20 protein-coding genes are annotated in these 20,748 nt (G+C 68.4%); 7 read left to right on the top strand and 13 right to left on the bottom strand.

Annotated features, from left to right (window positions below; genetic code table 11):
• Positions 1-150: 150 nt before the first annotated feature.
• From H1R19_RS18445 to H1R19_RS18475, 7 genes are all read right to left on the bottom strand, one after another.
• Positions 151-345 (bottom strand): hypothetical protein, encoded by a 195-nt coding sequence (locus tag H1R19_RS18445; RefSeq protein WP_188328933.1) that lies wholly within the window; start codon positions 343-345, stop codon positions 151-153.
• Positions 346-584: 239 nt separating this feature from the next.
• A complete protein-coding gene (locus H1R19_RS18450) occupies positions 585-2,426 on the bottom strand; it encodes a hypothetical protein (RefSeq protein WP_244970749.1) in 1,842 nt (613 codons plus the stop codon).
• Between the two features lie 165 nt (positions 2,427-2,591).
• Positions 2,592-4,265 carry an allophanate hydrolase gene (gene atzF / locus H1R19_RS18455; RefSeq protein ID WP_188328815.1) on the bottom strand — a complete coding sequence of 558 codons (1,674 nt, stop codon included), beginning with the start codon at positions 4,263-4,265 and terminating at the stop codon, positions 2,592-2,594.
• On the bottom strand, positions 4,262-6,403 hold the full coding sequence (locus H1R19_RS18460; RefSeq protein WP_219849769.1) for a 5-oxoprolinase/urea amidolyase family protein: 2,142 nt from the start codon (positions 6,401-6,403) through the stop codon (positions 4,262-4,264). The genes atzF and H1R19_RS18460 overlap by 4 nt, the downstream gene beginning before the upstream one ends.
• 42 nt (positions 6,404-6,445) lie before the next feature.
• On the bottom strand, positions 6,446-7,138 hold the full coding sequence (locus H1R19_RS18465; protein WP_219849770.1) for an urea amidolyase associated protein UAAP2: 693 nt from the start codon (positions 7,136-7,138) through the stop codon (positions 6,446-6,448).
• 28 nt (positions 7,139-7,166) lie between these two features.
• Complete coding sequence (locus tag H1R19_RS18470; protein ID WP_219849771.1) at positions 7,167-8,030, bottom strand: urea amidolyase associated protein UAAP1; 864 nt, start codon at positions 8,028-8,030, stop codon at positions 7,167-7,169.
• Between the two features lie 33 nt (positions 8,031-8,063).
• Entirely contained in the window at positions 8,064-9,689 is a 1,626-nt protein-coding gene (locus tag H1R19_RS18475; RefSeq protein ID WP_244970750.1) for an amino acid permease, read from the bottom strand.
• Positions 9,690-9,964: 275 nt separating this feature from the next.
• Between H1R19_RS18475 and H1R19_RS18480 the strand changes: the two genes are divergently transcribed.
• Positions 9,965-10,633 carry a TetR/AcrR family transcriptional regulator gene (locus H1R19_RS18480; protein WP_188328819.1) on the top strand — a complete coding sequence of 223 codons (669 nt, stop codon included), beginning with the start codon at positions 9,965-9,967 and terminating at the stop codon, positions 10,631-10,633.
• A gap of 400 nt (positions 10,634-11,033) precedes the next feature.
• On the opposite strand, the gene H1R19_RS18485 is transcribed toward H1R19_RS18480, so the two are convergent.
• Positions 11,034-11,522 carry a DUF4188 domain-containing protein gene (locus tag H1R19_RS18485; RefSeq protein WP_219849772.1) on the bottom strand — a complete coding sequence of 163 codons (489 nt, stop codon included), beginning with the start codon at positions 11,520-11,522 and terminating at the stop codon, positions 11,034-11,036.
• 52 nt (positions 11,523-11,574) lie between these two features.
• Here H1R19_RS18485 and H1R19_RS18490 point away from each other — a divergent pair, with 52 nt between their 5' ends.
• The gene (locus H1R19_RS18490) at positions 11,575-12,183 is read left to right on the top strand and encodes a TetR/AcrR family transcriptional regulator (protein ID WP_219849773.1); all 609 of its coding nucleotides are present in this window, start codon (positions 11,575-11,577) and stop codon (positions 12,181-12,183) included.
• Positions 12,184-12,212: 29 nt separating this feature from the next.
• Complete coding sequence (locus H1R19_RS18495) at positions 12,213-12,716, top strand: MarR family winged helix-turn-helix transcriptional regulator (protein ID WP_188328822.1); 504 nt, start codon at positions 12,213-12,215, stop codon at positions 12,714-12,716.
• Positions 12,717-12,775: 59 nt separating this feature from the next.
• On the opposite strand, the gene H1R19_RS18500 is transcribed toward H1R19_RS18495, so the two are convergent.
• The 4 genes from H1R19_RS18500 to H1R19_RS18515 form a co-directional block, all read right to left on the bottom strand.
• Positions 12,776-13,648 carry a type IV toxin-antitoxin system AbiEi family antitoxin domain-containing protein gene (locus tag H1R19_RS18500; RefSeq protein ID WP_188328823.1) on the bottom strand — a complete coding sequence of 291 codons (873 nt, stop codon included), beginning with the start codon at positions 13,646-13,648 and terminating at the stop codon, positions 12,776-12,778.
• A 120-nt stretch (positions 13,649-13,768) separates the two neighbouring features.
• Positions 13,769-14,638 (bottom strand): 3-hydroxyisobutyrate dehydrogenase, encoded by an 870-nt coding sequence (gene mmsB, locus H1R19_RS18505; protein WP_219849774.1) that lies wholly within the window; start codon positions 14,636-14,638, stop codon positions 13,769-13,771.
• Between the two features lie 46 nt (positions 14,639-14,684).
• A complete protein-coding gene (locus H1R19_RS18510) occupies positions 14,685-15,860 on the bottom strand; it encodes an acyl-CoA dehydrogenase family protein (protein WP_188328825.1) in 1,176 nt (391 codons plus the stop codon).
• Between the two features lie 5 nt (positions 15,861-15,865).
• Positions 15,866-17,398: a CoA-acylating methylmalonate-semialdehyde dehydrogenase gene (locus H1R19_RS18515; protein WP_188328826.1), complete on the bottom strand. Its 1,533-nt coding sequence runs from the start codon at positions 17,396-17,398 to the stop codon at positions 15,866-15,868.
• A gap of 181 nt (positions 17,399-17,579) precedes the next feature.
• Between H1R19_RS18515 and H1R19_RS18520 the strand changes: the two genes are divergently transcribed.
• Positions 17,580-18,026: a flavodoxin domain-containing protein gene (locus tag H1R19_RS18520; protein WP_188328827.1), complete on the top strand. Its 447-nt coding sequence runs from the start codon at positions 17,580-17,582 to the stop codon at positions 18,024-18,026.
• 13 nt (positions 18,027-18,039) lie between these two features.
• Here H1R19_RS18520 and H1R19_RS18525 read toward each other — a convergent pair whose 3' ends face one another.
• A complete protein-coding gene (locus tag H1R19_RS18525; RefSeq protein ID WP_219849775.1) occupies positions 18,040-18,909 on the bottom strand; it encodes a DMT family transporter in 870 nt (289 codons plus the stop codon).
• Positions 18,910-19,022: 113 nt separating this feature from the next.
• On the opposite strand from H1R19_RS18525, the gene H1R19_RS18530 reads away from it, so the two are divergent.
• The 3 genes from H1R19_RS18530 to nadE all read left to right on the top strand — a co-directional run bounded on the left by H1R19_RS18530 (position 19,023) and on the right by nadE (position 20,701).
• Positions 19,023-19,316: a hypothetical protein gene (locus H1R19_RS18530; RefSeq protein ID WP_219849776.1), complete on the top strand. Its 294-nt coding sequence runs from the start codon at positions 19,023-19,025 to the stop codon at positions 19,314-19,316.
• Positions 19,313-19,807: a SixA phosphatase family protein gene (locus tag H1R19_RS18535; protein ID WP_188328830.1), complete on the top strand. Its 495-nt coding sequence runs from the start codon at positions 19,313-19,315 to the stop codon at positions 19,805-19,807. The genes H1R19_RS18530 and H1R19_RS18535 overlap by 4 nt, the downstream gene beginning before the upstream one ends.
• A gap of 63 nt (positions 19,808-19,870) precedes the next feature.
• Positions 19,871-20,701, top strand: coding sequence for an ammonia-dependent NAD(+) synthetase (nadE, locus tag H1R19_RS18540; RefSeq protein ID WP_219849777.1), 831 nt, complete (start codon positions 19,871-19,873; stop codon positions 20,699-20,701).
• Positions 20,702-20,748 lie beyond the last annotated feature (47 nt).

Raw genomic sequence — 20,748 nt, forward strand, 5'->3', positions numbered from 1 at the left:
GGAGGTTGCCGCGGCGCCGGGCCCGAGGGAACGAATCGACTCGACGATCATCACGCCCCACTCCCCTCGCCGCTCCGGTGGCCACCGCTCGTTGGGCACCACTGTAGCCGCGCCGGATCCGGGGGGCGGTCCTGACGACCGGTGACATTCTCAACGTCGGCGTGTTAGCAGGTAGAGGCCGCCACCGACGGCCAGGACGGCGAACAGGATCGCCAGAAAGGTCTGGTCCAGGAGAAGCAGGACCGCGAACACCGCGATGCCCGGTGACACCGCGACCACGCTCATCACCGGGTGCTGGCGGACGACTTCCGACACGGCCCTGCTCTTGTCCCGATCGATCGCCATGGTGCCCTCCCTGGTGGTCCCACCGGCCGTCGGCCGAGCGGGGATCTGATGGTCCAGCGTAGTCATCCCTGCTCACCACGGCCGGGGTTACACGCGGTGTGGCAGATCGCGGGGGGCGACGAGGTCGACGACATGCCCGCGCCGAACGTCGAGCGCCGGCGTGGACCGGTGCGGGAAGTGGACGGTGCCCCGGCACGGCTCGAGGCCTGCGCCGGGGCACCGGTCTGTGGGCGGCCGGGTCAGGCGGCCGCTTCCTCGGAACCGCTACCGGAGTCGGTGTCGGAACCGGCGTCATCGCCGGACCCCGTGGCACCGTCCGAACCCGTGTCGCCGGAGTCGCCGGCGCCACCCGAATCGGAACCACCCGAGTCGGATCCACCCGAATCGGAACCACCCGAGTCGGAACCGTCCCCATCGGAGCCGGAACTGCCTGCATCGCCACCGTCTGGGTCGCCACCGTCTGGGTCGCCACCGTCTGGGTCGCCACCGTCTGGGTCGCCACCGCCGGCATCGTCACCGACTGCGCCGGCGGGCGCGGAGTCCGGCGCCCGATGCTTGCCCTCGTAGCCGTCATCGGCGGCCCGATGCTTGCCGACGTAGCTGTCGGACTCGACTTCCGCGGTGTCCAGGGCAGCGGGGTCCAGGGCAGCGGGGTCCAGGGCAGCGGGGTCCGGTGCGGCGGCCTCGTGGGTGTCGACGGTGGTTGCCGCGGGTTCGCCGGGAGCCTGGCCCGACGCCGCGCTCGTGCGCGCGAGGACGCTCGGCGAGGCGCCGCCGATCGGATCGGTCGCCGGGATGCCGAAGGGGAACTCGTAACTCGGGATTCGCACGATCGGAACGATCTGGCCGGTGTCGAGTTGCCCGAACTCGATGACGGGCCGCCCGAGACGGTTCGGCCGGAGTTCGCCGTTGACCTCGACCAGCGGCCGGAAGGTGATCGTCGAGCCCAGCCAGTCCACGGTGATGGAATCGGTGAACCCGTAGTCGCTGGTCAATCGGAGGAAGTTACCGCTGAACAGATCGTGGTCGCCGCCGACGCTCAGGCGTGCGAAGTCCTTGGACAACGACATCCAGTCACCGTCGAAGTCGATTCCGCTTCCGCTCAACATCGCGGTGAGCAGACCGGTCAGGACCTCTTGGCCGAGGCCGCCGAGGACTCCGGTGGGGTCGGTGAACAAGGCGCTGGGATCGGTGAGCGCGAACTGGATCTCGCCGTCGGGTTGCCGGTACCGGAAGTCGAAGGTGCCCAACACGTTTGCGCACGCCCCGACGCCGTCGGCGTAGGCGCCCGTGAGACCGCCGTAGCAGCCGACGCCCTTGATGCCCGGGATCGTCAGGCCGGTGTCCTGGCCCAGGACCGTCACGTCGAGCGGACCCGTGTTCCACGCGTGGGCCATGCCGAGCAGCGCGAAGGACTTGGCGGTGTTCCCGTCGCTCGCACCGGCAGTCGCGATGCTCAGCGGGAGGTACGAGAACGCCGTCGCGTCGCCGCCCCGGAACGCCACCGCGAGCTGAAAGCCGTTCCCGCCGACCGTGGACGAGCCGCTGGTCTCCGGGGCGTCGGTGAGCTCCGGCGGAAGGTTGATGCCGAGCCACCGGACGATGTCACCCAGCACGGAACCGGACAGGGAGTCATAGACCCCCTTGACGGGGTCGTAGACCATGACCGGGACCACTTCGATCCGGTCCGGGAGGACGATCGCGATGCCCAGCCCGCCCAGATCGGTACTGGACTGGGAGCAATCGGCACCACCGCCGGCGCCGGCGGAGACGCAGGACTGGATCCGCCATTGCTCTGCGATGGCGGCGGCCAGCTCACCGTTGCCGATCTCGGAGATGAGGCCGCCGAGCGGGTTGCCGCGGTCGAAGCCGTTCGACCAATCGCGCAAATCCTCGATCGCGGGCGGTAGGAAAGCCGCCTCGGCCGGTGCCGGTTCGACGAGCTGCCCCGCTCCGATCGCGGCAACGGTCGCCAGTGCCGCCGCACCGGCTGCCACGCGGTGCTGCCGCTTCTGCTTCCTGCCGTCACGCCGCGCGACCTTCTCCGATCGCTGAATACCGTTGCGCCCCACCCTGGTCATCCGTCCCACTCTCTTCTCCCCAACCCATCGAGCTGAGTAAGTTAAGCATCGCGGATCGAGGATCGGTAGCCGATCGAATGAATCGGCGCGAAACGGACTTTCTGGACGAACGTCCAGCTCCTGCGCCGCCAGAGGTCCTACGGCGCAGGGGAACTCGCCGGGCGACTACCAACGGTCGCGGTCGAGTTCCGTCCCCGCTTCGGCAGCATCTGCGGCACAGCCGAATCCGACGATCCAGCGGGACGGCCCGGTCGCCCCCGCGGCCACCTCGACCTTGCCGAGCATCATCGGCTCGGGCAACGCGGCGAGGAACTCGCCGAGAGCGGCCGGCGACATCGTCCAGACCTCGCCCCGGATCGTGCGTCCGGCTGCCGGGTCGCGGATCAGCCCCGGCTTGGGCGGCGTCGTGTCGAGCGCGACGAGCCGGTACGACGCCGTGGTCGTGATCTCGCCGGCCCACCGCGCGCCGCGCTCACTGAGCTCATGGGTCAGCGGGCCACCGCGCATGTGCGCACCGAAGACCGCGAGTTCGACGGCGTCGGCCGGTTCGGCCCACGACGCGGTCGTGTCCGGGTCACCGAGGTAGCGGCGCGCCACGTCGACGAGCACGCCATCGGCGTGACCGAGGCCGAGAAAGCTGATACCGAATTGCGCTTGACTGCCGTCATTTTCGTCAACCGTGCCGCTCGGGACGGCGATTCCGGACAGATCGAACAGATTGCAGAAATTGGTGTAGATCCCCATCCGCGAGTTCACGCCGAGCGGGTCGGCCTCGACCTCGGCGATCGTCGGATGCATCGGTGCGGTCGGAACCATCAGTGCGGTTGCGTCACCCCACTGGGCCATCGCCTCCGCGCGCAGCTCGGTCATGCGGCGACGCGCGCGGAGTAGGTCGACCGCCGAGAAACGTCCTGCCGCCGTGATGATCCCGGCGACGGTCGGATCGACACCGGCGGCGTGGGGGTCGGCCACGGAAGCGAGGTAATCGCCGACCGCGTCGTGGCGTTCGGCGACGAGGGCGTCGTCGTAGAGCAACCTGGCCGCGGCGAGGAACGGTGAGAGATCGATGGTCTTGATGATCAGTCCCGCGGCTTCGGCACGCAGGATCGCCTCGGCGAACGCCGCGCGCCATCGCTCGTCGAGTCCGGGTAGTTCGGCCGGGACCGCGACAACCGGCCGTTCGGGGGCGGCGTAGGGCGTCGACGCCCCGAACGGGCGTGGCCCCTCGGCGGCGGCCATCGCGGCCATCGCGCGATTGGCCAACGAGAGCTCGGCGGCGAAGATGGTCACCGCGTCGTAGCTGGCGCAGGCGGGCACGACACCGTCGGTGGAGATCACCCCCACGGTCGGCTTGATGCCGACGATCCCCTGCAGCGCCGCGGGCACACGACCGGAGCCCGCGGTGTCGGTGCCGATCGCGATGTCGGCGAAACCGAGTGCCACGGCGACCGCCGACCCGGAACTCGAGCCGCCGGAGATCCGATCGGGGCGGAGCGAGTTCCGCACCGCGCCATACGGACTGCGGGTGCCGACCAGTCCGGTGGCGAACTGGTCGAGGTTGGTCTTGCCGATCACCACGGCGCCCGCCTCGGTCAGCGCCGCAACCACCGGCGCATCGGCCTCCGGGGTGAATGCGTAACCGGGACAGGCAGCTGTCGTCGGTATACCCGCGACATCGACGTTGTCCTTGACCGCGAGGATCACCCCGGCCAGCGGCCCGCCCGCGGCGACGGAGCGCTCGTACTCGGCTGCCACGTCGGCGTGCGGACGCAGTGCGATGAAGACCTCCGGCCGATCCGCCTCGGCGATCCGTGCGTACACGTCGTCGATCCTGCTCATGCCACCTGCTCCTCGATGTCGTCTGCCTTGCCGGCACTTGTGATGTTCTCGGTACCGGTCGCGCCACCGGCGAACTCGCCCTGCAGCGACCAACGTTCACGTTCTTCGGCGCGGGCGGCCTCCATGGTCGCACGCCGGGCGGCGATGTCGGCCGCATGGTCGTCCAGGAAGCGCTGGTGCTCGGAGAGGGAGAACACGCCGTCGACGATCCTGGTGCTGTCGCCGCGACCGGCGGCGACGTCCGCGCGCATGTCGACGAGCTCATCCGCGCTCACCGGATACCACTGGATACGGTCGAAAAACCGCAGGAGCCAAGGATGTTCGCGATCGAACCCGGGCGCGGGACGTGGATGCCGGTGATTCCACACCTGCGTCGTGCGCCCGACGAACTGATAGCCGCCCGGGCCCTCCATGCCGTAGATGCACAGGTAGGCACCACCGATTCCGACCGCGTTCTCCGGGGTCCACGTCCGCGCCGGGTTGTACTTCGTCGTCACGAGACGATGACGCGGGTCGAGTGGAACAGCGACCGGCGCACCGAGATACACATCTCCGAGGCCCAGGACCAGGTAGCTCGCGTCGAACACGGTGCGATACACGTCGTCGACGGAGTCCAGACCGTTCATCCGCCGGATGAACTCGATGTTCCACGGGCACCACGGCGCGTCGGATCGCACACCGAGCATGTAGCGTTCGATGGCCTCGCGCGTGGCCGGGTCGTCCCAGGACAGCGGCAGGTGCACGGTCCGGCTGGGCACGACGAGGTCTTCGGCCGCAGGCAACTGACTCTCACATTCGGTCAGCCACTCCAGCATCTGCTTCTGCGACCACACATCCGGGTCGGCCTTGACCTGGAGTGAGCGGATGCCGGGCGTGAGATCGATGAGGCCGCGGGGGTTCTCGGCGGCAATCCGCTCGCTCAGCGCGTGGACGCGCGCCCGCAACGCGAGATCGAGGTTCATGTCACCGTATTCGATGAGGATGTTGTCGTCGCCACTGCGGCGGTAGGTCACCGCGGTCGACCCGTCGGCCGTCGTCGTGGTGCCCAGGATGCCGTTGTCGGTGTCCCCGCCACCGGACAGGACGTCGACGAAGCAGGCACGTCGCGCGAGGCCGATCTCGGTGGGTGATGCCGCTTCCTCGCTGCGGACCGCGACGAAGCGGATCGTGTCCCCCGGTTTGAGTTGTCCGAGCTTCCAGCGTTGCGCCGTCACCACCGTGACCGGGCAGACGAACCCGCCGAGGCTGGGACCGTCGGGGCCCAGCAGGATCGGCGTGTCCCCGGTGAAGTCCAGCGCACCAACCGAATACGCGTTGTCGTGGATGTTGGACGGATGAAGTCCGGCCTCGCCGCCGTCGCTGCGCGCCCACCGCGGTTGGGGGCCGATCAGCCGGATCCCGGTCCGGTCGGAGTTGAAGTGCACCTCGTAGTCGGTGCCGAACACGTCGGCGATGTCGGCCTCGGTGAAGAACTCGGGAGCCCCGTGCGGCCCGACTGTCACCCCGAGCTGCCAGCTGTTGGTCAGGGCGGGTTGCTCGTCGCCGAGGATACGACGCGGCGCGGCTGTTTCTCCGCCGATCAGCTCGAGCCGATCCCCCTCGGCGAGCGCGCGCCCGTCGAGTCCGCCGAAGCGGCCCATCGTGAAGGTGGAGCGGCTGCCGAGATAGTCCTCGGCATCGACTCCCCCCGCCACCGCGACGTACACCCTCATGCCCAGCGTGCCGACCGCACCGATGTCGAGAACCTCACCGGCTCGCACCCGCAGCGGAACCCATTGCGGCACCGTTCTTCCGGCAAGGGTCACGGCGACGGGAGCGCCCGTCACCGCGACCACTGTGTCCGTCTCGAACCGCAGTGCCGGGCCCATCAGCGTCGCCTCGAGTCCGGGGGCGGTCTCGGCATTGCCGACCGCGAGATTCGCGAGGCGGAAGGACAGGTCGTCCATCGGCCCGGAGGGAGGGACGCCGACCTTCCAGTAACCGGCGCGACCGGGCCAGTCCTGGATGGTGGTGAGCGGACCGGACCGGACCACGGTCACAGCAGGCCGAAGGGGTTCGGCCACAGCAGGATCGGACACAACAGGATCGGGCACAGCAGTTTCCGACACGGCAGCGTCGGACACGGTGGAGTCAGGCATGGGTGTGTTCCCTCGTCAGAAAGTGTCGGCGGCAACGGCAGGTCAGGACGGCCGGGTCACGATGACCCGCACCGCGGTGGGGTCGAATCCGTTGCAGGGGTTGTTGATCTGCGGACAGTTGGAGATCAGGACAAGGGTGTCGACCTCGGCGCGCAGTGCCAGGCGCTTACCGGGTGCGGACAGTCCGTCGACGATACCGAGTGAACCATCGGGGTCGACGGGCACGTTCATGAAGAAGTTGACGTTGCCGACCAGGTCGGCCTTGCCGAGTCCGTGCCGGCTGCCCTCGACGAGGAAGTTCTCGACACATGCGTGCTGGTGTTTGGTGTGGTGGCCGTAACGCAGCGTGTTCGACTCCTGCGAGCATGCGCCGCCGACCGTGTCGTGGTTGCCCACCTCGTCGGCGACGATCGTCATCAGCGGACGGGACTCGTGATCGCGGATCACCGTGCCGGTGGTGAGGAAGATGTTGCCCTGCGCGGCGATCGTCGATTGCGCGGAGTAGCGCCTGGTCACGTCGTCGGCCGCATAGAACAGGGTGTCGACGGCCTGGTTGCCGGCCAGGTCGACGATCGTCAGGACGTCGCCGGCGGCGACGACACCCGACCAGGGGCCCCGCTCGGCGACCTGCGCGTCGTGGACGACGCTTCCGGGCACGAGGGCGAGTTCGGCAGCCGGGGCGGTGGCGAGATCGGAGATGGCGGCGAGATCGGTACTGATATCTGCGGTGGTCATCATGTGGTCCTTTCCGGGGGCGAGCTCTTCAGAATCGGGCTTCCTGGAATCGGGCTGCGGCCCAGGCGTCTTCGGAGTTGGCGACAGCTCGCCGGTATTCCGGATCGGCGGCGTCGGCGTCGGCCAGCAGCGCGTCGAGGTCGGCCCGCGCTTTCCACGCCAGCACCTCCAGGGACGTGGTGTCGAAGGTCGGTGACGGATCGAGGGGATGGGCCGTGTTGACGATGGCGATGACACACGGCAGGTGCAGGATCAGGTCGACGGACGTGCCGGCACCCGCGTTGCCGGTCGAACGCAGCGCCCCGTCGGCATCGACGACCACGCCGTGGAAGAACGAGAGCGACGGCGCCACATCTGCCGGTGTCAGACCGTGTTTGGCGGCGGCCGGCACGAACATCTCACGTCCGGCGGGGCTGGCGGAGTGGAGCTCTCCGGCACCGTATTTCGCGGTGTTACCGGCGAGAGTGGTGGTGCCGCAGAGGGCGTCGTGGTGGCCGGACCCGTCGGCGACGACGGTGGCCAGGACCCGGCCCTGGTCGCTGAGCAGCGGATGCCCGGTGCCGAGGTAGGCCTGCCACGGCACTTTCACGGTGTCGGCCACGTTGAGGCGTTCCCATGGGGCGTCGGCACGCCACAGCAGGATGTGCGCACACGCCGAACCCGCGACATCGTTGAGTCGCAGCCGGGTTCCGCGTGCCAGGACCTTGCTGGTGTAGCGGCCGCCGGGGACGGTCTCGGCCCAGGTCAGGTCGGCGGGGTCGATGCCGGTGGGCGGGTTCGGCCAGTTCGACGCCGGGACCACCGGCATGGAGTCGGTGACGGTCGCGGCCTGCGCCCGCGCATGTTCGCGGGCGCCCGCGGTGGTGCCGGTACCGGCGGTGATGGTGCTCATGGTGTTTCTCCTCGTGATCAGGGAATGACGGGATCAGCGCGGGGCGGTGACGGGTTTGGGATGTTCCTTGCCGCGCGGGAAGCAGGCGATGCCGACGAGAACGGTGACGACGATGCAGATCGGTCCGGCCCAGCGCAGGATGGGCATCTCGCCCGCCGGGTCGAAGACCTCGGCCCGCGGCCATGCCAGATTGACCACCATCAGGCCGCCGTAGATCACCGCGAGAGCATTCACCACGATCCCGAACCGGCCCATGGTGAACAGCTTCTTGCCCCCCGCATCGACACCCGGTTCACCGTGCGGCCATCCCTGGAACCGGCGGTAGAGCATCGGGCCGGTCACCGCCAGGTAGGCGAGGTAGATCAGGATGATGCACACGCTGGCGAGGGTCGCGAAGATCGCCGAGTTGCCCACGTTGACCAGCAGGACGCCGATGCACAACACGCCGATGAGGATCGACGGGACGATCGGGGTCCCCGTGTGGCTGTTGACATGGGACAGCTTCTCGGAGAAGGGCAGCCGGCCGTCGCGGGCCATCGAGAACATCAGGCGCGAGCACGCTGTCTGGATGGCGAGGGTGCAGATGAAGATCGCCACCGCGACGTCGCAGAGCAGCACCTTGCCCCAGAAACTGCCGAGCACCGAATCCAGGACGTAGGGCAGTCCGCCGGTCGCGAGTTGTTCGTCGAGGGTCGGGGCCGCCATGAGGGCGCCGAGGAGCATCAGCCCGCCGCCGATCGCGGACACGGTCAGGGCCATCCGGATGGTGCGCGGTGCGACACGTCGGGGATCACGGGTCTCCTCGGCGAGCTCACCGGCCGAACCGAAACCGACCATCACGTACGCCGCCATCAGGCCGGAGACGATGAACGCCCAGATGTAACCGGGCTGCTGTCCCGGGATGCCGGTCTCGAACACCACGTCCGGCCCGCGCTTGGCGTGGGTGAACAGGGCGAGGATCACCGCCACGACGCCCACGAGCTCACAGACGACGCCGATGCTGTTGACGCGGCTCATCCAGGTGACGCCGACGCAGTTGATGGCGGTCACGATGACCAGCAGGATCGACCCGAGGAGGACCGCGTTGGCCGCGCCGCTGGTGGTGGTCAGGACCGGGTCGTCGCCGATGATCTGAAATCCCGACCAGATCGACGGGAGGACGACCTGCAGCGCGATGGCCGCGGCCGAGGCGGTGACGACCTGGGCGATCATCATGAACCAGCCGCCGAACCAGCCGATGACCTCACCGCCCATGCGACGCGACCACTGATAGATGGCACCCGAGATCGGGTACCGCGCAGCGATCTCGGCGAAGCAGAGCGCCACCAGGAACTGGCCCGCGTAGACGATCGGCCACGTCCAGAAGAAGGCGGGACCACCGAAGCCGAAGCCCAGACCGAACAGCTGGAAGATCGTGGTGAGAATGGAGACGAACGAGAAGCCCGCCGCGAACGACGCGAACTTGCCGAGCGAGCGATGGAGTTGCTGGTCGTAACCGAACTCGGAGAGGTCGTGGGCGTCGAAGTCGCCGGAGCCCGTGGACTTCTGGGGTCCGGTCAAGGTCTTCCCGGGTGTCGAGTTCTGGGATGTCGAGGTCTGGGGTGTCGAGGTCTGGGGTGTCGAGGTCTGGGGTGTCGAGGTCTGGGGTGTCGAGGTCATGGGCGGCGGTCCTTCTTCTCGAGGAGCTCCCCGTTGAGCACTTTTTCTGTCGAGTGATAGGTAACCGAATCCAGATTTCTATCGCTTGACCGAAATGTTCCGCCCACGAAAACGCGTGTTACGTGTCGGTTAACCCTCGCAGTTCACCGGTCGACGAACCCGAAGATGCCCCTCAGACGCCCCGCGAGCCGCCCGCCACGGAGTCGATCGCGGGCACCGGCGCCGGGCGGTTCGGTCGGCTAGGGTTCGAAGAACCAAGAGCAACAGGAGGAATCATGGCGACCGCCTCGAGTACGGCCGCGCCGTCCGGCGGTCGCGGACGCCCTCGCCTGGTGCCCGCCCGGCGCCGGGGAGAGACGGCACGCGAAGAGATATTGGACGCCGCGGCCGAGTTGTTCACCCGCCACGGTTACACCGGGACCTCGACCCGGATGATCGCCGAGGCGGTCGGCATCCGACAGGCCTCGCTGTACCACTACTTCGGCACCAAGGACGACATCCTCGCCACACTGCTGAACACGACCGTCATCGCCCCGCTCGAGTACGCGCGCGGCCTCCTCGACGCCGACGGCCCCGCATTGTCACGTCTGCTCGAACTCGCCCGTTTCGACGTCGATCAACTCGCCCGCTCGCGATGGAATCTCGGCGCGCTCTATCTGCTACCCGAGCTCGGCGACCACCGCTTCGCCGAATTCCGGTCCGCGCGTGCGGAACTGGCCGACATCTACGCGTCGTTGGCCGCGCGGGCACTCGGCGACGATGCCGACAAGCGGAGCCTGCTCCCATTCCGGCTCGTGGAGTCGGTCATCATGATGCGCGCCGACGAGCAGCGCGGCGACCTCGGCGACCACACGGCCGCCGGGCTCGTCGACACCATCGTCGGCGCGCTGGCGATGCTCATCGAGCATCGGCCTGAGGCGTCCAGCACGCCTGCTGCCCGATAACGCCGGCTGCCCGATAACGCCCGCCGTACCGTCGCGACCAGCCCAGCTCGCAACTCCCGAATACGCCGCCGGCGAAGGCCACCGCGGCCATTCGCTGCGCCGAGCAGCCCGTCGGCGCGGGGCCGACACGAGTCCCCGGCACCGTTGCGCTGCCGATCGTGCAGACGGGACAACCCGATTCGTCGAAGGCAGGGTCGTGATCGCAGCAACACTCGTCTGCTGCGCCACCGCCGGAGCGTCGAGCCGGACCATCCGGACGATCACCCCGCCTGCCCGGTAGGCGGGCGGGGCCTGCCGGCGGCGCGAGAGCGAGGAAGCCGGGGCGGCGGGTTCCGGAGGCGGGAATGGCAGTGTCTGAGGGATGATCGGTCGATTCTCGCTGTGGCAGAGCATGGTTCGCCTACCCCGACGGCCCGTTCCGGCTCCGCTCGAGGCGCCGGCCGGCGGTGGCCGTGCTCGCGTCGACAGCACAGCCGCCCACGGCCCGCACGAGTCCCCACGGGGGCATCCCGCTCGACACCGTCTCGTGTTCACCGATCACGTAGGTCTCGTGCCAGATCCCGACGGAGCCGGTGTCGGCGAGTTCACGGTTGAACCACCGCCAGACCGGCAGGTGCGGGGCATCGGGGTCGGCGGCGAATCGCCTGATGTCATCGGCACTACGCCAGTACGAGAGCACCATGAGCGAACCCCCGAGGTAGAGCTGGGCACCGAGCATCCCGGCCTCCGGGCGTCGACGGAGGTGAATCAGCATCTTCGGCATCGCCGCGAACACGGCCAGCCAGGCACGGACACGCCATGGGCGGGTCACCCGCATTCCGATGAGGAACAGCGCGGTCCCCTCCGGTGGGACCACATTGGTCGTTCTGGCAGCGAGGGGACGTGGCATCGCGAGCCTCCGCTCGTTCTGTAACGACGTTATGAAACGATGTTATGAAACGATGGACGACATGGCAAGGCCCCGGATACACACCGACGACCTACGCGACAAGCTGCTCGACGAAGCGGTACGCGTCGTCGGCGAAGGTGGGCTGCGTGCGTTGTCGGTGCGCGACGTCGCCCATGCCGCCGGAACGTCGACGACCGCGGTGTACTCGCTGCTGGGCAACAAGGAGGGACTCGCCCGCGGCGTGCTGATCCGCGCCTTCGAGTCATTCGCGTCCGCCCAGGAGGCGGCGGCTGATGACAGGGACGCCGCCGGTCTCGTCGACCTCGGCACCGCATACGTGGGGTGGGCCCTCGAGAACCCTCGCCTCTACGAGCTGATGTTCGGGGAGGCTCGTTCGGGGATGACTCCGTCCGAGGAGACACGGGCCGCAGCGGCACGCGCCATCGAGCCCCTGCGCTCCGGGGTGTCCCAGGCGATCACGGCCGGCGTGTTCCGTGTGGCCGACGTCGACACCGTGGTCGCATCACTGTGGGCCCAAGTGCACGGACTCGCCCTGCTGCTGCTCTCCGGACACTTCCCGGCAGGCGCCGACCCGGTCGCCGCCGCGACAGCGGTCATCGACGGATGGCGCGCCGCGGAACACCAACCGCGTGTCCGATGATTCGGGGGCCGGCAGATTAGGGTGTGACCATGGCAGGGCGCAGCATGGATTTCGACCCCATCGCCGAGGCGAGGGAAAACTGGGCCCAGGCCGGGTGGGGCGAGGTCGCCGACGGCATGGTGGCGGTCACCTCGGTGATGCGTGCGCACCAGATCCTGCTCGCCCGCGTCGAGGCGACCCTGCGGCCCTTCGGCCTCAGCTTCTCGCGCTTCGAGCTCCTGCGGCTGCTTGCCTTCTCCCGCCAGGGCGCGCTGCCCATCACCAAGGCCAGCGACCGCCTCCAGGTGCACGTCACGAGCGTGACGCACGCGATCCGTCGCCTCGAGGAGGGCGGTCTCGTGCGGCGCGTCCCCCACCCCACGGATGGCCGGACCACGCTCGTCGAGATCACCGACCTCGGCCGGACGACCGTCGAGAAGGCCACCGAAACCCTCAACAACGAGGTCTTCGCCGATGTCGGCATGTCCGACGACGAGATGACCGAACTGGTCGGGGCGATCCAGTCACTGCGCAAGCACAACGGGGATTTCTAGGCGGGAGTCGCCGGTCGCGTTGCGGTTGTGCTCGGTCCCCGGGTGAAAGCGCAACGCGATCACGCCGCGAATCGGCCGAGAGCCTGCCGAACGGCGGTGACGACGTGCTCCGGGCGTTCGATGAGGTCCGCCCACGTGAAGTTCAGGACGGTCCACCCGTCGCCGATCAGCGCATTGCGCTTTGTCCGGTCGCGCTGAAATGTCTCGGTGTCACGGTGAAACGCGAACCCGTCGACCTCGACAGCGAGCTTGGCATGGCTGAACGCGAAGTCGATGATGTATCCGTGCTGTGGGAGGTTCGACGTCCAGCCATCGAGCCCCGCGGCGTCGAACAGGCCGACGACGACCCGCTCGGCCTCGGAACGGGCTCCGTCGTCGAGTAGATGCAAGAAACGGGAGATCGTCGGAGACCCGTGGCGCTTGGGATAGCGGGCGTGGGCAGCCTTCAGGTCGTCGAGCGTCACCCCGCCGGACAACAGCGCCGAGTCGAGGATGCCGACACCGAGTTCGACCGATGCGTCGAGAACGCTCAGAGCGGCAGTGGTCACCCGAAGGTCGTCCCGGATCATGACGTCGGCGTCGGAGAGGTCCCTATGACGCACCACCGCCGTGGCGGACGAACGGGCGTGACGGCCTCGAAACGGTGTGAGCACCAGGTGTTTTGCCGGTTCTTTTGCTCGCAGACCCAGCCACCATGCGGCAGCGACCCCGCCCAGCACGGCGTCGGGCCCCACGGACAGCACCGCGATCCGTGCCTGCGCTCGTGCCGACCGGCGGTGACCGGCCACCAGATAGACGGCACGGGCCACGGCCACCCAGTCCCCTGCGCGGAGCCGCCGGCCGATGGACGATCGGGTCATCCCGGCCGCCATCGCCTGCGACGCCGAGAGCACACCGTCCTGCCTGCTGATCAGCTGATGCAGATCGTCCATCCGTCTTTGACGCGCCAGCCCGTCGTCCGGTTGCACTAACCGCCGGACGAGAAGATCCCGTTGCGTTTGTTCTCGGTCGCCGGGAACAAACGCAACGGGATCTCTGACGAGAGCAGCAACCTAGTGCAGCGAGGTGATGATCGCGCTGAAGTCGAGGTCGGAGTGCTGCTCGGCGAACGCGCGGTACAGCTGGGCGGCGTGGGTGCCCAGCGGTGCGCGGGAGCCGGTACTGGCGACGGCGTCCATCGCCAGACCGAGGTCCTTGTTCATCAGTGCCGTCGCGAAACCGGGTTTGAAATCGTTGTTCGCCGGTGAGGTCGGGACCGGCCCGGGGACAGGGCAGTTGGTCTCGACGGCCCAGCAGTTGCCGGTGGCGCCGGTGATCACGTCGTAGAGGGCCTGATCGTCCAGGCCGAGCTTCTCGGCGAGCACGAAGGCCTCCCCGATCGCGATCTGCTGCACGGCGAGCACCATGTTGTTGCACACCTTGGCCGCCTGGCCCGCGCCTGCGCCGCCGCAGTGGATGATCTTGCCCGCCATCGGGTCCAGCGTTCCGCGTGCCGCGGAGAACGCCTCGTCCTCGCCGCCGACCATGAACGCCAGCGTGCCGGCGACCGCACCCTTGACCCCGCCGGAGACCGGGGCGTCGACCTGTGCGAAACCGTGCTCGGACGCACGACGATGGATCTCGCGTGCATCGTCGACGGAGATCGTCGAGGAGTCGATGAACAGTGCCCCGGTGGGGGTGGCCGGGAGGATGTCGTCGTAGAGCTTCTTCACGATGGCGCCGTTGGGCAGCATCGTGATCACGACCTCCGCGGCGGCGACGGTCTCGATGGCGGCCGGGAACGTCTCGATGCCGTTCTCCTGGGCGACCTTCACCGCCTCCGGAACCGGATCGAACCCGCGCACGGTGTGGCCGGCCTTGACCAGGTTGGCCGCCATCGGCCCGCCCATGTTGCCGAGGCCGAGGAAAGCGATCGTCGTCATTGTCTCTGCTTCCTACGAAAGTGGTTGTGGTGGTGCGGGGTCGAGGTCAGTTGTCGCGGTAGCGGGACGCGATAGAACGGCCCAGCACCACGCGCATGATCTCGTTGGTCCCTTCCAGAATGCGATGCACACGGAGGTCACGGACGATTTTCTCGATTCCGTACTCGTTGAGATATCCGTATCCGCCGTGCAGCTGCAGCGCGGCGTCGGCGACGTCGTAACAACCGTCGGTGACGAAACGTTTGGCCATCGCGCACTGTTCGACCTTGTCGGGCGCATCGGCGTCGAGCGCGGCCGCCGCCTGCCACAGCATCAGCCGCGATGCCTGCAGCGACGTCGCCATGTCGGCCAGGGTGAACCGGATGGTCGGCTCGTCGATGAGGGCGCTGCCGAAGGCCCGCCGGCTCGCGACGTAGGAGGCCGCCTTGTCGAAGGCCGCCTGCGCCCCACCGAGCGACGACGCCGCGATGTTGAGCCTGCCACCGTTGAGACCGTTCATCGCGATGCCGAACCCGATGCCCTCGGTGCCGCCGAGCAAGTTGTCGGCGGGCACCCGCACCTCGTCGAGGATGACCTGCGCGGTGGGCTGCGCATGCCAGCCCATCTTGTGTTCCTGTGCACCGAAACTCAGCCCCGGAGAACCCTTTTCCACCAGGAAGGTGGAGATTCCCTTGGGTCCCGCGTCACCGGTGCGCGCCATGATGACGTACAGATCCGACGACCCGGCACCGGAGATGAACTGTTTGACGCCGGTCAGGACATACTCGTCGCCGGATCGTTCGGCGCGGGTGGACAGTGCGGCCGCATCCGAACCGGCCCCGGGCTCGGTCAGGCAGTAGCTCGCGATGGTCTCCATCGTGGCCAGCCGCGGCACCCACGTCGAACGCTGTGCGTCGGTGCCGTAGTTGTCGACCATCCAGGTGCACATGTTGTGGATCGACAGGAACGATGCGACGGCGGGGTCGGCGTAGGCGAGCTGCTCGAAGATGCGGACACCGTCGAGACGGCGCAGACCACTGCCACCGACGTCCTCGGAGCAGTAGATCGCGCCCATCCCGAGCTCGGAGGCCTCCCGCAGCTCATCGACCGGGAAATGGTTCGCGGCGTCCCATTCGAGAGCGAAGGGCGCCAGCTTCTTGGCCGCGAAACCCGCTGCGGTCTCGACGATGACACGTTCGTCACCGTCGAGCGCAGCGACCGCGGCGTCGGCGAAGGTGGTCAACTCGCTCAGTCCATCGTCGGGATGACGAACTCGGCGCCGTCCTTGATGCCCGACGGCCAGCGCGTGGTGACGGTCTTGGTCTTGGTGTAGAACTGGATCGACGCCGGGCCGTGCTGGTTGAGGTCACCGAAGCCCGAGCGCTTCCAGCCGCCGAAGGTGTAGTACGCCACCGGAACCGGGATCGGCACGTTCACGCCGACCATGCCGACCTCGACCCGCGCGGTGAAGTCCCGTGCGGCGTCACCGTCCTGGGTGAAGATCGCGACACCGTTGCCGTACTGGTGGTCCGACGCCAGGGCGAGGGCCTCCTCGTAGTCGTGTGCCCGCAGGATCGTCAGCACCGGGCCGAAGATCTCCTCGGTGTAGATGGACATGTCCTTGGTGACATGGTCGAACAGCGTCGGGCCGATGAAGAAGCCCTTCGAGATGTCCTCGTCGCCGTAGGTCTGCTCATTGCTGGCGCGTTCGCGGCCGTCGATGACCAGCTCGGCACCTTCCTCGGCACCCGCGGCGATGAAACCGCGGACCCGCTCGAGTGCGGCGGCGGTGACCAGTGGGCCGTAGTCGGCCTTGGGGTCGAGACTATGACCGACGCGGAGTGCGTTGACGCGATCGATCAGCTTGGCGCGCAGCCGGTCTGCGGTCTGCTCACCGACCGGCACCGCGACGCTGATCGCCATGCAACGCTCGCCGGCGCTGCCGTAGCCTGCGCCGATCAACGCATCGACGACCTGGTCGAGGTTGGCGTCGGGCATGATGATCGCGTGGTTCTTGGCGCCGCCGAAGCACTGTGAGCGCTTTCCGTGGGCGGCTGCGGTGGAGTAGATGTACTGGGCGATGTCGGAGCTGCCGACGAAGCCGAGTGCCTTGACGTCGGGGTGGGTCAGCAGGGCGTCGACGGCTTCCTTGTCGCCGTGGACGACCTGGAACACGCCGTCGGGAAGCCCTGCCTCGGTGAACAATTCGGCGAGGCGAACCGGAACCGACGGGTCGCGCTCGCTGGGCTTGAGGATGAAGGCGTTGCCGCAGGCGAGTGCGGGCCCGGCCTTCCACAGCGGGATCATGGCCGGGAAGTTGAACGGCGTGATGCCGGCGACGACGCCGAGCGGCTGCCGGATCGAGTGCACGTCGATACCGCTGCCGGCACCTTCGGTGAACTCACCCTTGATGAGATGCGGGATGCCGATGGCGAATTCGATGACCTCGACGCCGCGCTGGATGTCGCCGAGGGCGTCGGCGTGGGTCTTGCCGTGCTCGAGCGACAGGGTGGTCGCGAGCTCGTCGGCGTTCTTGTTGACCAGGTCGACGAAGCGCATCATCACGCGGGCCCGGCGCTGGGGGTTCCAGGCGGCCCATTCCTTCTGGGCGGCCGACGCGGTGGCGATGGCGGCAGCGACCTCGTCGGTCGAGGCGAGGGGTACCTGCGCCTGGACCTCGCCGGTGCTGGGGTTGAAGACGTCGGCGACGCGGCCGCCCTGGGCGGTGACGCGCTTGCCGTCGAGGTAGTGCGGGATCGAGGGGACAACAGGAGCGGACACGGGGAACACCTTTGACTTTTGTGGGGATGTGGGGAGGCGGGTGCGGGGGCTATGGCCTCTGTCACCATATAGTAGGACATCCAAGTAATTCTTCCAACCCCCTCTACCTGCGATTTCGCGTCAACAGGCGGGTTAGGCTACCCTCGCTGGCGATATATCGGCGTCGAGAGGAGCTCTACACATGTCGGTCGTCATCCTGTACGGAACCGAGACCGGGAACGGTGAGCTGGTCGCCGACGCCATCGCCGACACCCTCGCCGCCGATCACGACCCGTCGATCTATGACATGAGCGAGTACGCCGTCGAGGACCTCGACCCGTCAGACTTTCTCGTGATCGTGTGCTCGACGTACGGCGAAGGTGAGCTGCCCACCGGCGCCGAGCCCTTCGCCGAAGAGCTCGAGAGCGTCGACCCGGACCTGACCGGGATGCGATTCGCCGTGTTCGGCCTCGGCGATTCGATCTATGACACCTTCAACCGCGGCGGCGAGATCGTCGCCGAGATGCTCACCAAACGCGGCGCGGAGCAGGTCGGTGAGCACGCCCGCCACGACAACTCCTCGGCGATCAAGCCCGCCAAGCAGGCAGCCGAGTGGGCCGAGGACCTCTCCGGCCTGATCGGCAGCTGAGCACGCGGACCCCTCAGGCCGCCGGACGCTCGGCGACGCCGGCGGCCTCCTCTGCGGCCACCGCCTGCTCCCAGCCGCGCACGGCCGACAGTTTGGCCAGTTCGCACACCGCGCGGATCATGATCGCCAGGATGATGCCGAGGAACATCGCGGTCGGCACCGAGACCTGCAGGTTCTCGCCGAGGAGAAGAACACCGAGGACCATCGCGACCGCCGGTTCGGCGACCGTCATCGACGGGAACGAGGTCTGCAGGTCTCCCGCCCCGAAGCCCATCTGCTGGGCCAGGATCGCGCACACGACCACGAAGACGAACAGGTAGATCTCGGGCTGCAGGAACGTTCGCCACAGATCGTGGGTGACCTGGAAGATCACCGCCTTGACCAGCAGGGCGGACACCCCGAACATGGTTCCGGCGACGAGGCCGTAGAACAGCGCCTTGTAATGCGGGGTGGACCGGTGCGCGAAGATCACGAGAGCCACGACGATCGCGATGACCGCACCGACCGTGCCCCACAGCAGCAGGGCGTCGGGACGCCGCATCGACGGTTCGGGCCGCGAGACGATCAGGAACGTCACCACACAGGCGACCAGCACCCCGCCCCACGCCCACTCGACGCGGGCCGGGTGACGGTGGTCGGCCCAGGCCTCCAGCGGCAGTGCGAACAACACCGCGAGCACCACCAGGGGCTGCACCAGCAGGATCGACCCGAGGCCCAGCGCCGAGGCCTGCAGCCCGAAGCCGAACAGCGCGATGACCGCGCCCGCCCACCAGCCCGGGGTGATCGCCCCGCTGACCCGGGACGCGCGCTGCCGAAGCACGGTGCCGGCCGCGATCATCAACGCCGCCAACACCGCCAACAACGCGGGTACCCAGGTGTGCACGACCACTAGGGTACGGGCGGCGAAGCGGGCACGTGGGCCCACCGCCACGGCACAATCGCGGATCGGCGGTGTCGGATCCCCCACCACCTGGCCGTTCCACGTACATTCGACGCATGCGTTTTCGGTCGGATCTGGAACGACTGGCCACACTCGATGCCGCCGCGATCGAAGTGGCCTGCACCGACTGCACCACGGTGGGTGAACTCATCAGCTGTGCCGTCGACGAATACCTCGAGTTCGACATCCTCGCCGAGGAGGCCGAAGCCTGTGGCGAGAAGGAACACGCCGTGTTCCTCCGGCAGGAGGCAGCCGCCTGGCGCGCGACCGTCCGGGTGCTGCGGATGATCTCCGCCGACCCCGAGGCGTCGGTGACCGGGGATCGCGGCACCGCACACGGAGCCGCATGAGCGACATCCGCACGCTGATCCTGCTGCGGCACGGCAAGTCGGGTTATCCGCCCGCGACGCCCGACCACGAACGCCCACTCGCCGAACGCGGGCGACGGCAGGCGGCCCTGGCCGGACGCTGGATGGCCGACGAGGGCCTCGTCGTCGACGCCGTGCTCTGTTCGACGTCGACGCGCACACGCCAGACCCTCGCCCAGACCGGGATCGACGCCCCGGTCACCTTCGTCGACGACCTCTACGGCGGCACGCCCGAGGACATCCTCGAGTCGATCCGCATCCACGCGCCGGCACACGCGCGCACGCTCCTCGTCGTCGGACACGAACCCGGGATGCCCGCGACCGCGCTCACCCTCGACCCCGACGCGTACATCGAACGCTTTCCGACCTCGGCCTACGCGGTGGTCGAGGTCTCGCACCCGTGGGACCGGCTCGGGCTGGCGCCCGACGCACAGGCCCGGCTGGTCGGCGTCCGCATACCCCGCGAGGAGTGAACCCGGCGCACCGGGAGACCCACGTACCGAGCCACGGCCTGCCCCGGCGGGCACACTTGAGGGATGCGTGAGATTCAGCGAGACATCATCGGCACCCTGCGTGTGCAGCCCTCGATCGATCCGGCCGCCGAGGTGGAAAGGCGCGTGGCGTTCCTCGCGGACTACCTGCGCGCGAGCGGCGCCAAGGGATATGTGCTGGGCCTCTCCGGCGGTGTGGACTCGACCCTCGCCGGACGACTCGCACAACTGGCGGCCCAGACGGTCCGGGCCGACGGCGGGGACGCGGTGTTCGTCGGCGTGCGGCTGCCCTACCGGGTGCAACACGACGAGCACGACGCCGCCGCGGCCGTGGCCTTCGTGGCCGCCGACGAGGTCCTGACCATCAACGTGGCCTCCAGCGTCGACGCATTGAACGAGGAGATCAGGCAGGCCACCGGCACGCAGCTCACCGACTTCACCAAGGGCAACGCCAAGGCACGCCACCGCATGGTCGCGCAGTACGCCCTGGCCGGAGATCGCGGACTGCTGGTGATCGGCGCCGATCACGCCGCCGAGAACGTCACCGGATTCTTCACCAAGTACGGGGACGGGGCTGCGGACGTGCTGCCGCTGTCCGGGCTGAACAAGAGGCAGGGCCGTGCCCTGCTCCGCCATCTCGGTGCCCCGGCGCAGTTGTCGGAGAAGGTCCCGACCGCCGACCTCCTCGACGAGAAGGCGGGCCAGACCGACGAGGACGAACTGGGGCTGAGCTACGACGCCATCGACGACTACCTCGAGGGCCGCGAGGTCCCCGACGAGACGGCGGAGAAGATCGAGGCCGCCTGGCACCGCAACCGCCACAAGCGCACCACCCCGGTCGAGGTGACCGACACGTGGTGGCGTCCCCAGACGTAGACCCCCCGGGCGTGGACACGCCCGCGTAGACCGCCCTCTCACCACCG

The organism is Gordonia jinghuaiqii, assembly GCF_014041935.1.
Taxonomy (GTDB): Bacteria; Actinomycetota; Actinomycetes; order Mycobacteriales; family Mycobacteriaceae; genus Gordonia; species Gordonia jinghuaiqii.

Bases quoted from the DNA above. Each gene is read 5' to 3' on its own strand.
- H1R19_RS18445 (WP_188328933.1), bottom strand. From the start codon at position 345: ATGGCGATCGATCGGGACAAGAGCAGGGCCGTGTCGGAAGTCGTCCGC.
- H1R19_RS18450 (WP_244970749.1), bottom strand. From the start codon at position 2,426: ATGACCAGGGTGGGGCGCAACGGTATTCAGCGATCGGAGAAGGTCGCG.
- atzF (WP_188328815.1), bottom strand. From the start codon at position 4,265: ATGAGCAGGATCGACGACGTGTACGCACGGATCGCCGAGGCGGATCGG.
- H1R19_RS18460 (WP_219849769.1), bottom strand. From the start codon at position 6,403: ATGCCTGACTCCACCGTGTCCGACGCTGCCGTGTCGGAAACTGCTGTG.
- H1R19_RS18465 (WP_219849770.1), bottom strand. From the start codon at position 7,138: ATGACCACCGCAGATATCAGTACCGATCTCGCCGCCATCTCCGATCTC.
- H1R19_RS18470 (WP_219849771.1), bottom strand. From the start codon at position 8,030: ATGAGCACCATCACCGCCGGTACCGGCACCACCGCGGGCGCCCGCGAA.
- H1R19_RS18475 (WP_244970750.1), bottom strand. From the start codon at position 9,689: ATGACCTCGACACCCCAGACCTCGACACCCCAGACCTCGACACCCCAG.
- H1R19_RS18480 (WP_188328819.1), top strand. From the start codon at position 9,965: ATGGCGACCGCCTCGAGTACGGCCGCGCCGTCCGGCGGTCGCGGACGC.
- H1R19_RS18485 (WP_219849772.1), bottom strand. From the start codon at position 11,522: ATGCCACGTCCCCTCGCTGCCAGAACGACCAATGTGGTCCCACCGGAG.
- H1R19_RS18490 (WP_219849773.1), top strand. From the start codon at position 11,575: ATGGACGACATGGCAAGGCCCCGGATACACACCGACGACCTACGCGAC.
- H1R19_RS18495 (WP_188328822.1), top strand. From the start codon at position 12,213: ATGGCAGGGCGCAGCATGGATTTCGACCCCATCGCCGAGGCGAGGGAA.
- H1R19_RS18500 (WP_188328823.1), bottom strand. From the start codon at position 13,648: ATGGACGATCTGCATCAGCTGATCAGCAGGCAGGACGGTGTGCTCTCG.
- mmsB (WP_219849774.1), bottom strand. From the start codon at position 14,638: ATGACGACGATCGCTTTCCTCGGCCTCGGCAACATGGGCGGGCCGATG.
- H1R19_RS18520 (WP_188328827.1), top strand. From the start codon at position 17,580: ATGTCGGTCGTCATCCTGTACGGAACCGAGACCGGGAACGGTGAGCTG.
- H1R19_RS18530 (WP_219849776.1), top strand. From the start codon at position 19,023: ATGCGTTTTCGGTCGGATCTGGAACGACTGGCCACACTCGATGCCGCC.
- H1R19_RS18535 (WP_188328830.1), top strand. From the start codon at position 19,313: ATGAGCGACATCCGCACGCTGATCCTGCTGCGGCACGGCAAGTCGGGT.
- nadE (WP_219849777.1), top strand. From the start codon at position 19,871: ATGCGTGAGATTCAGCGAGACATCATCGGCACCCTGCGTGTGCAGCCC.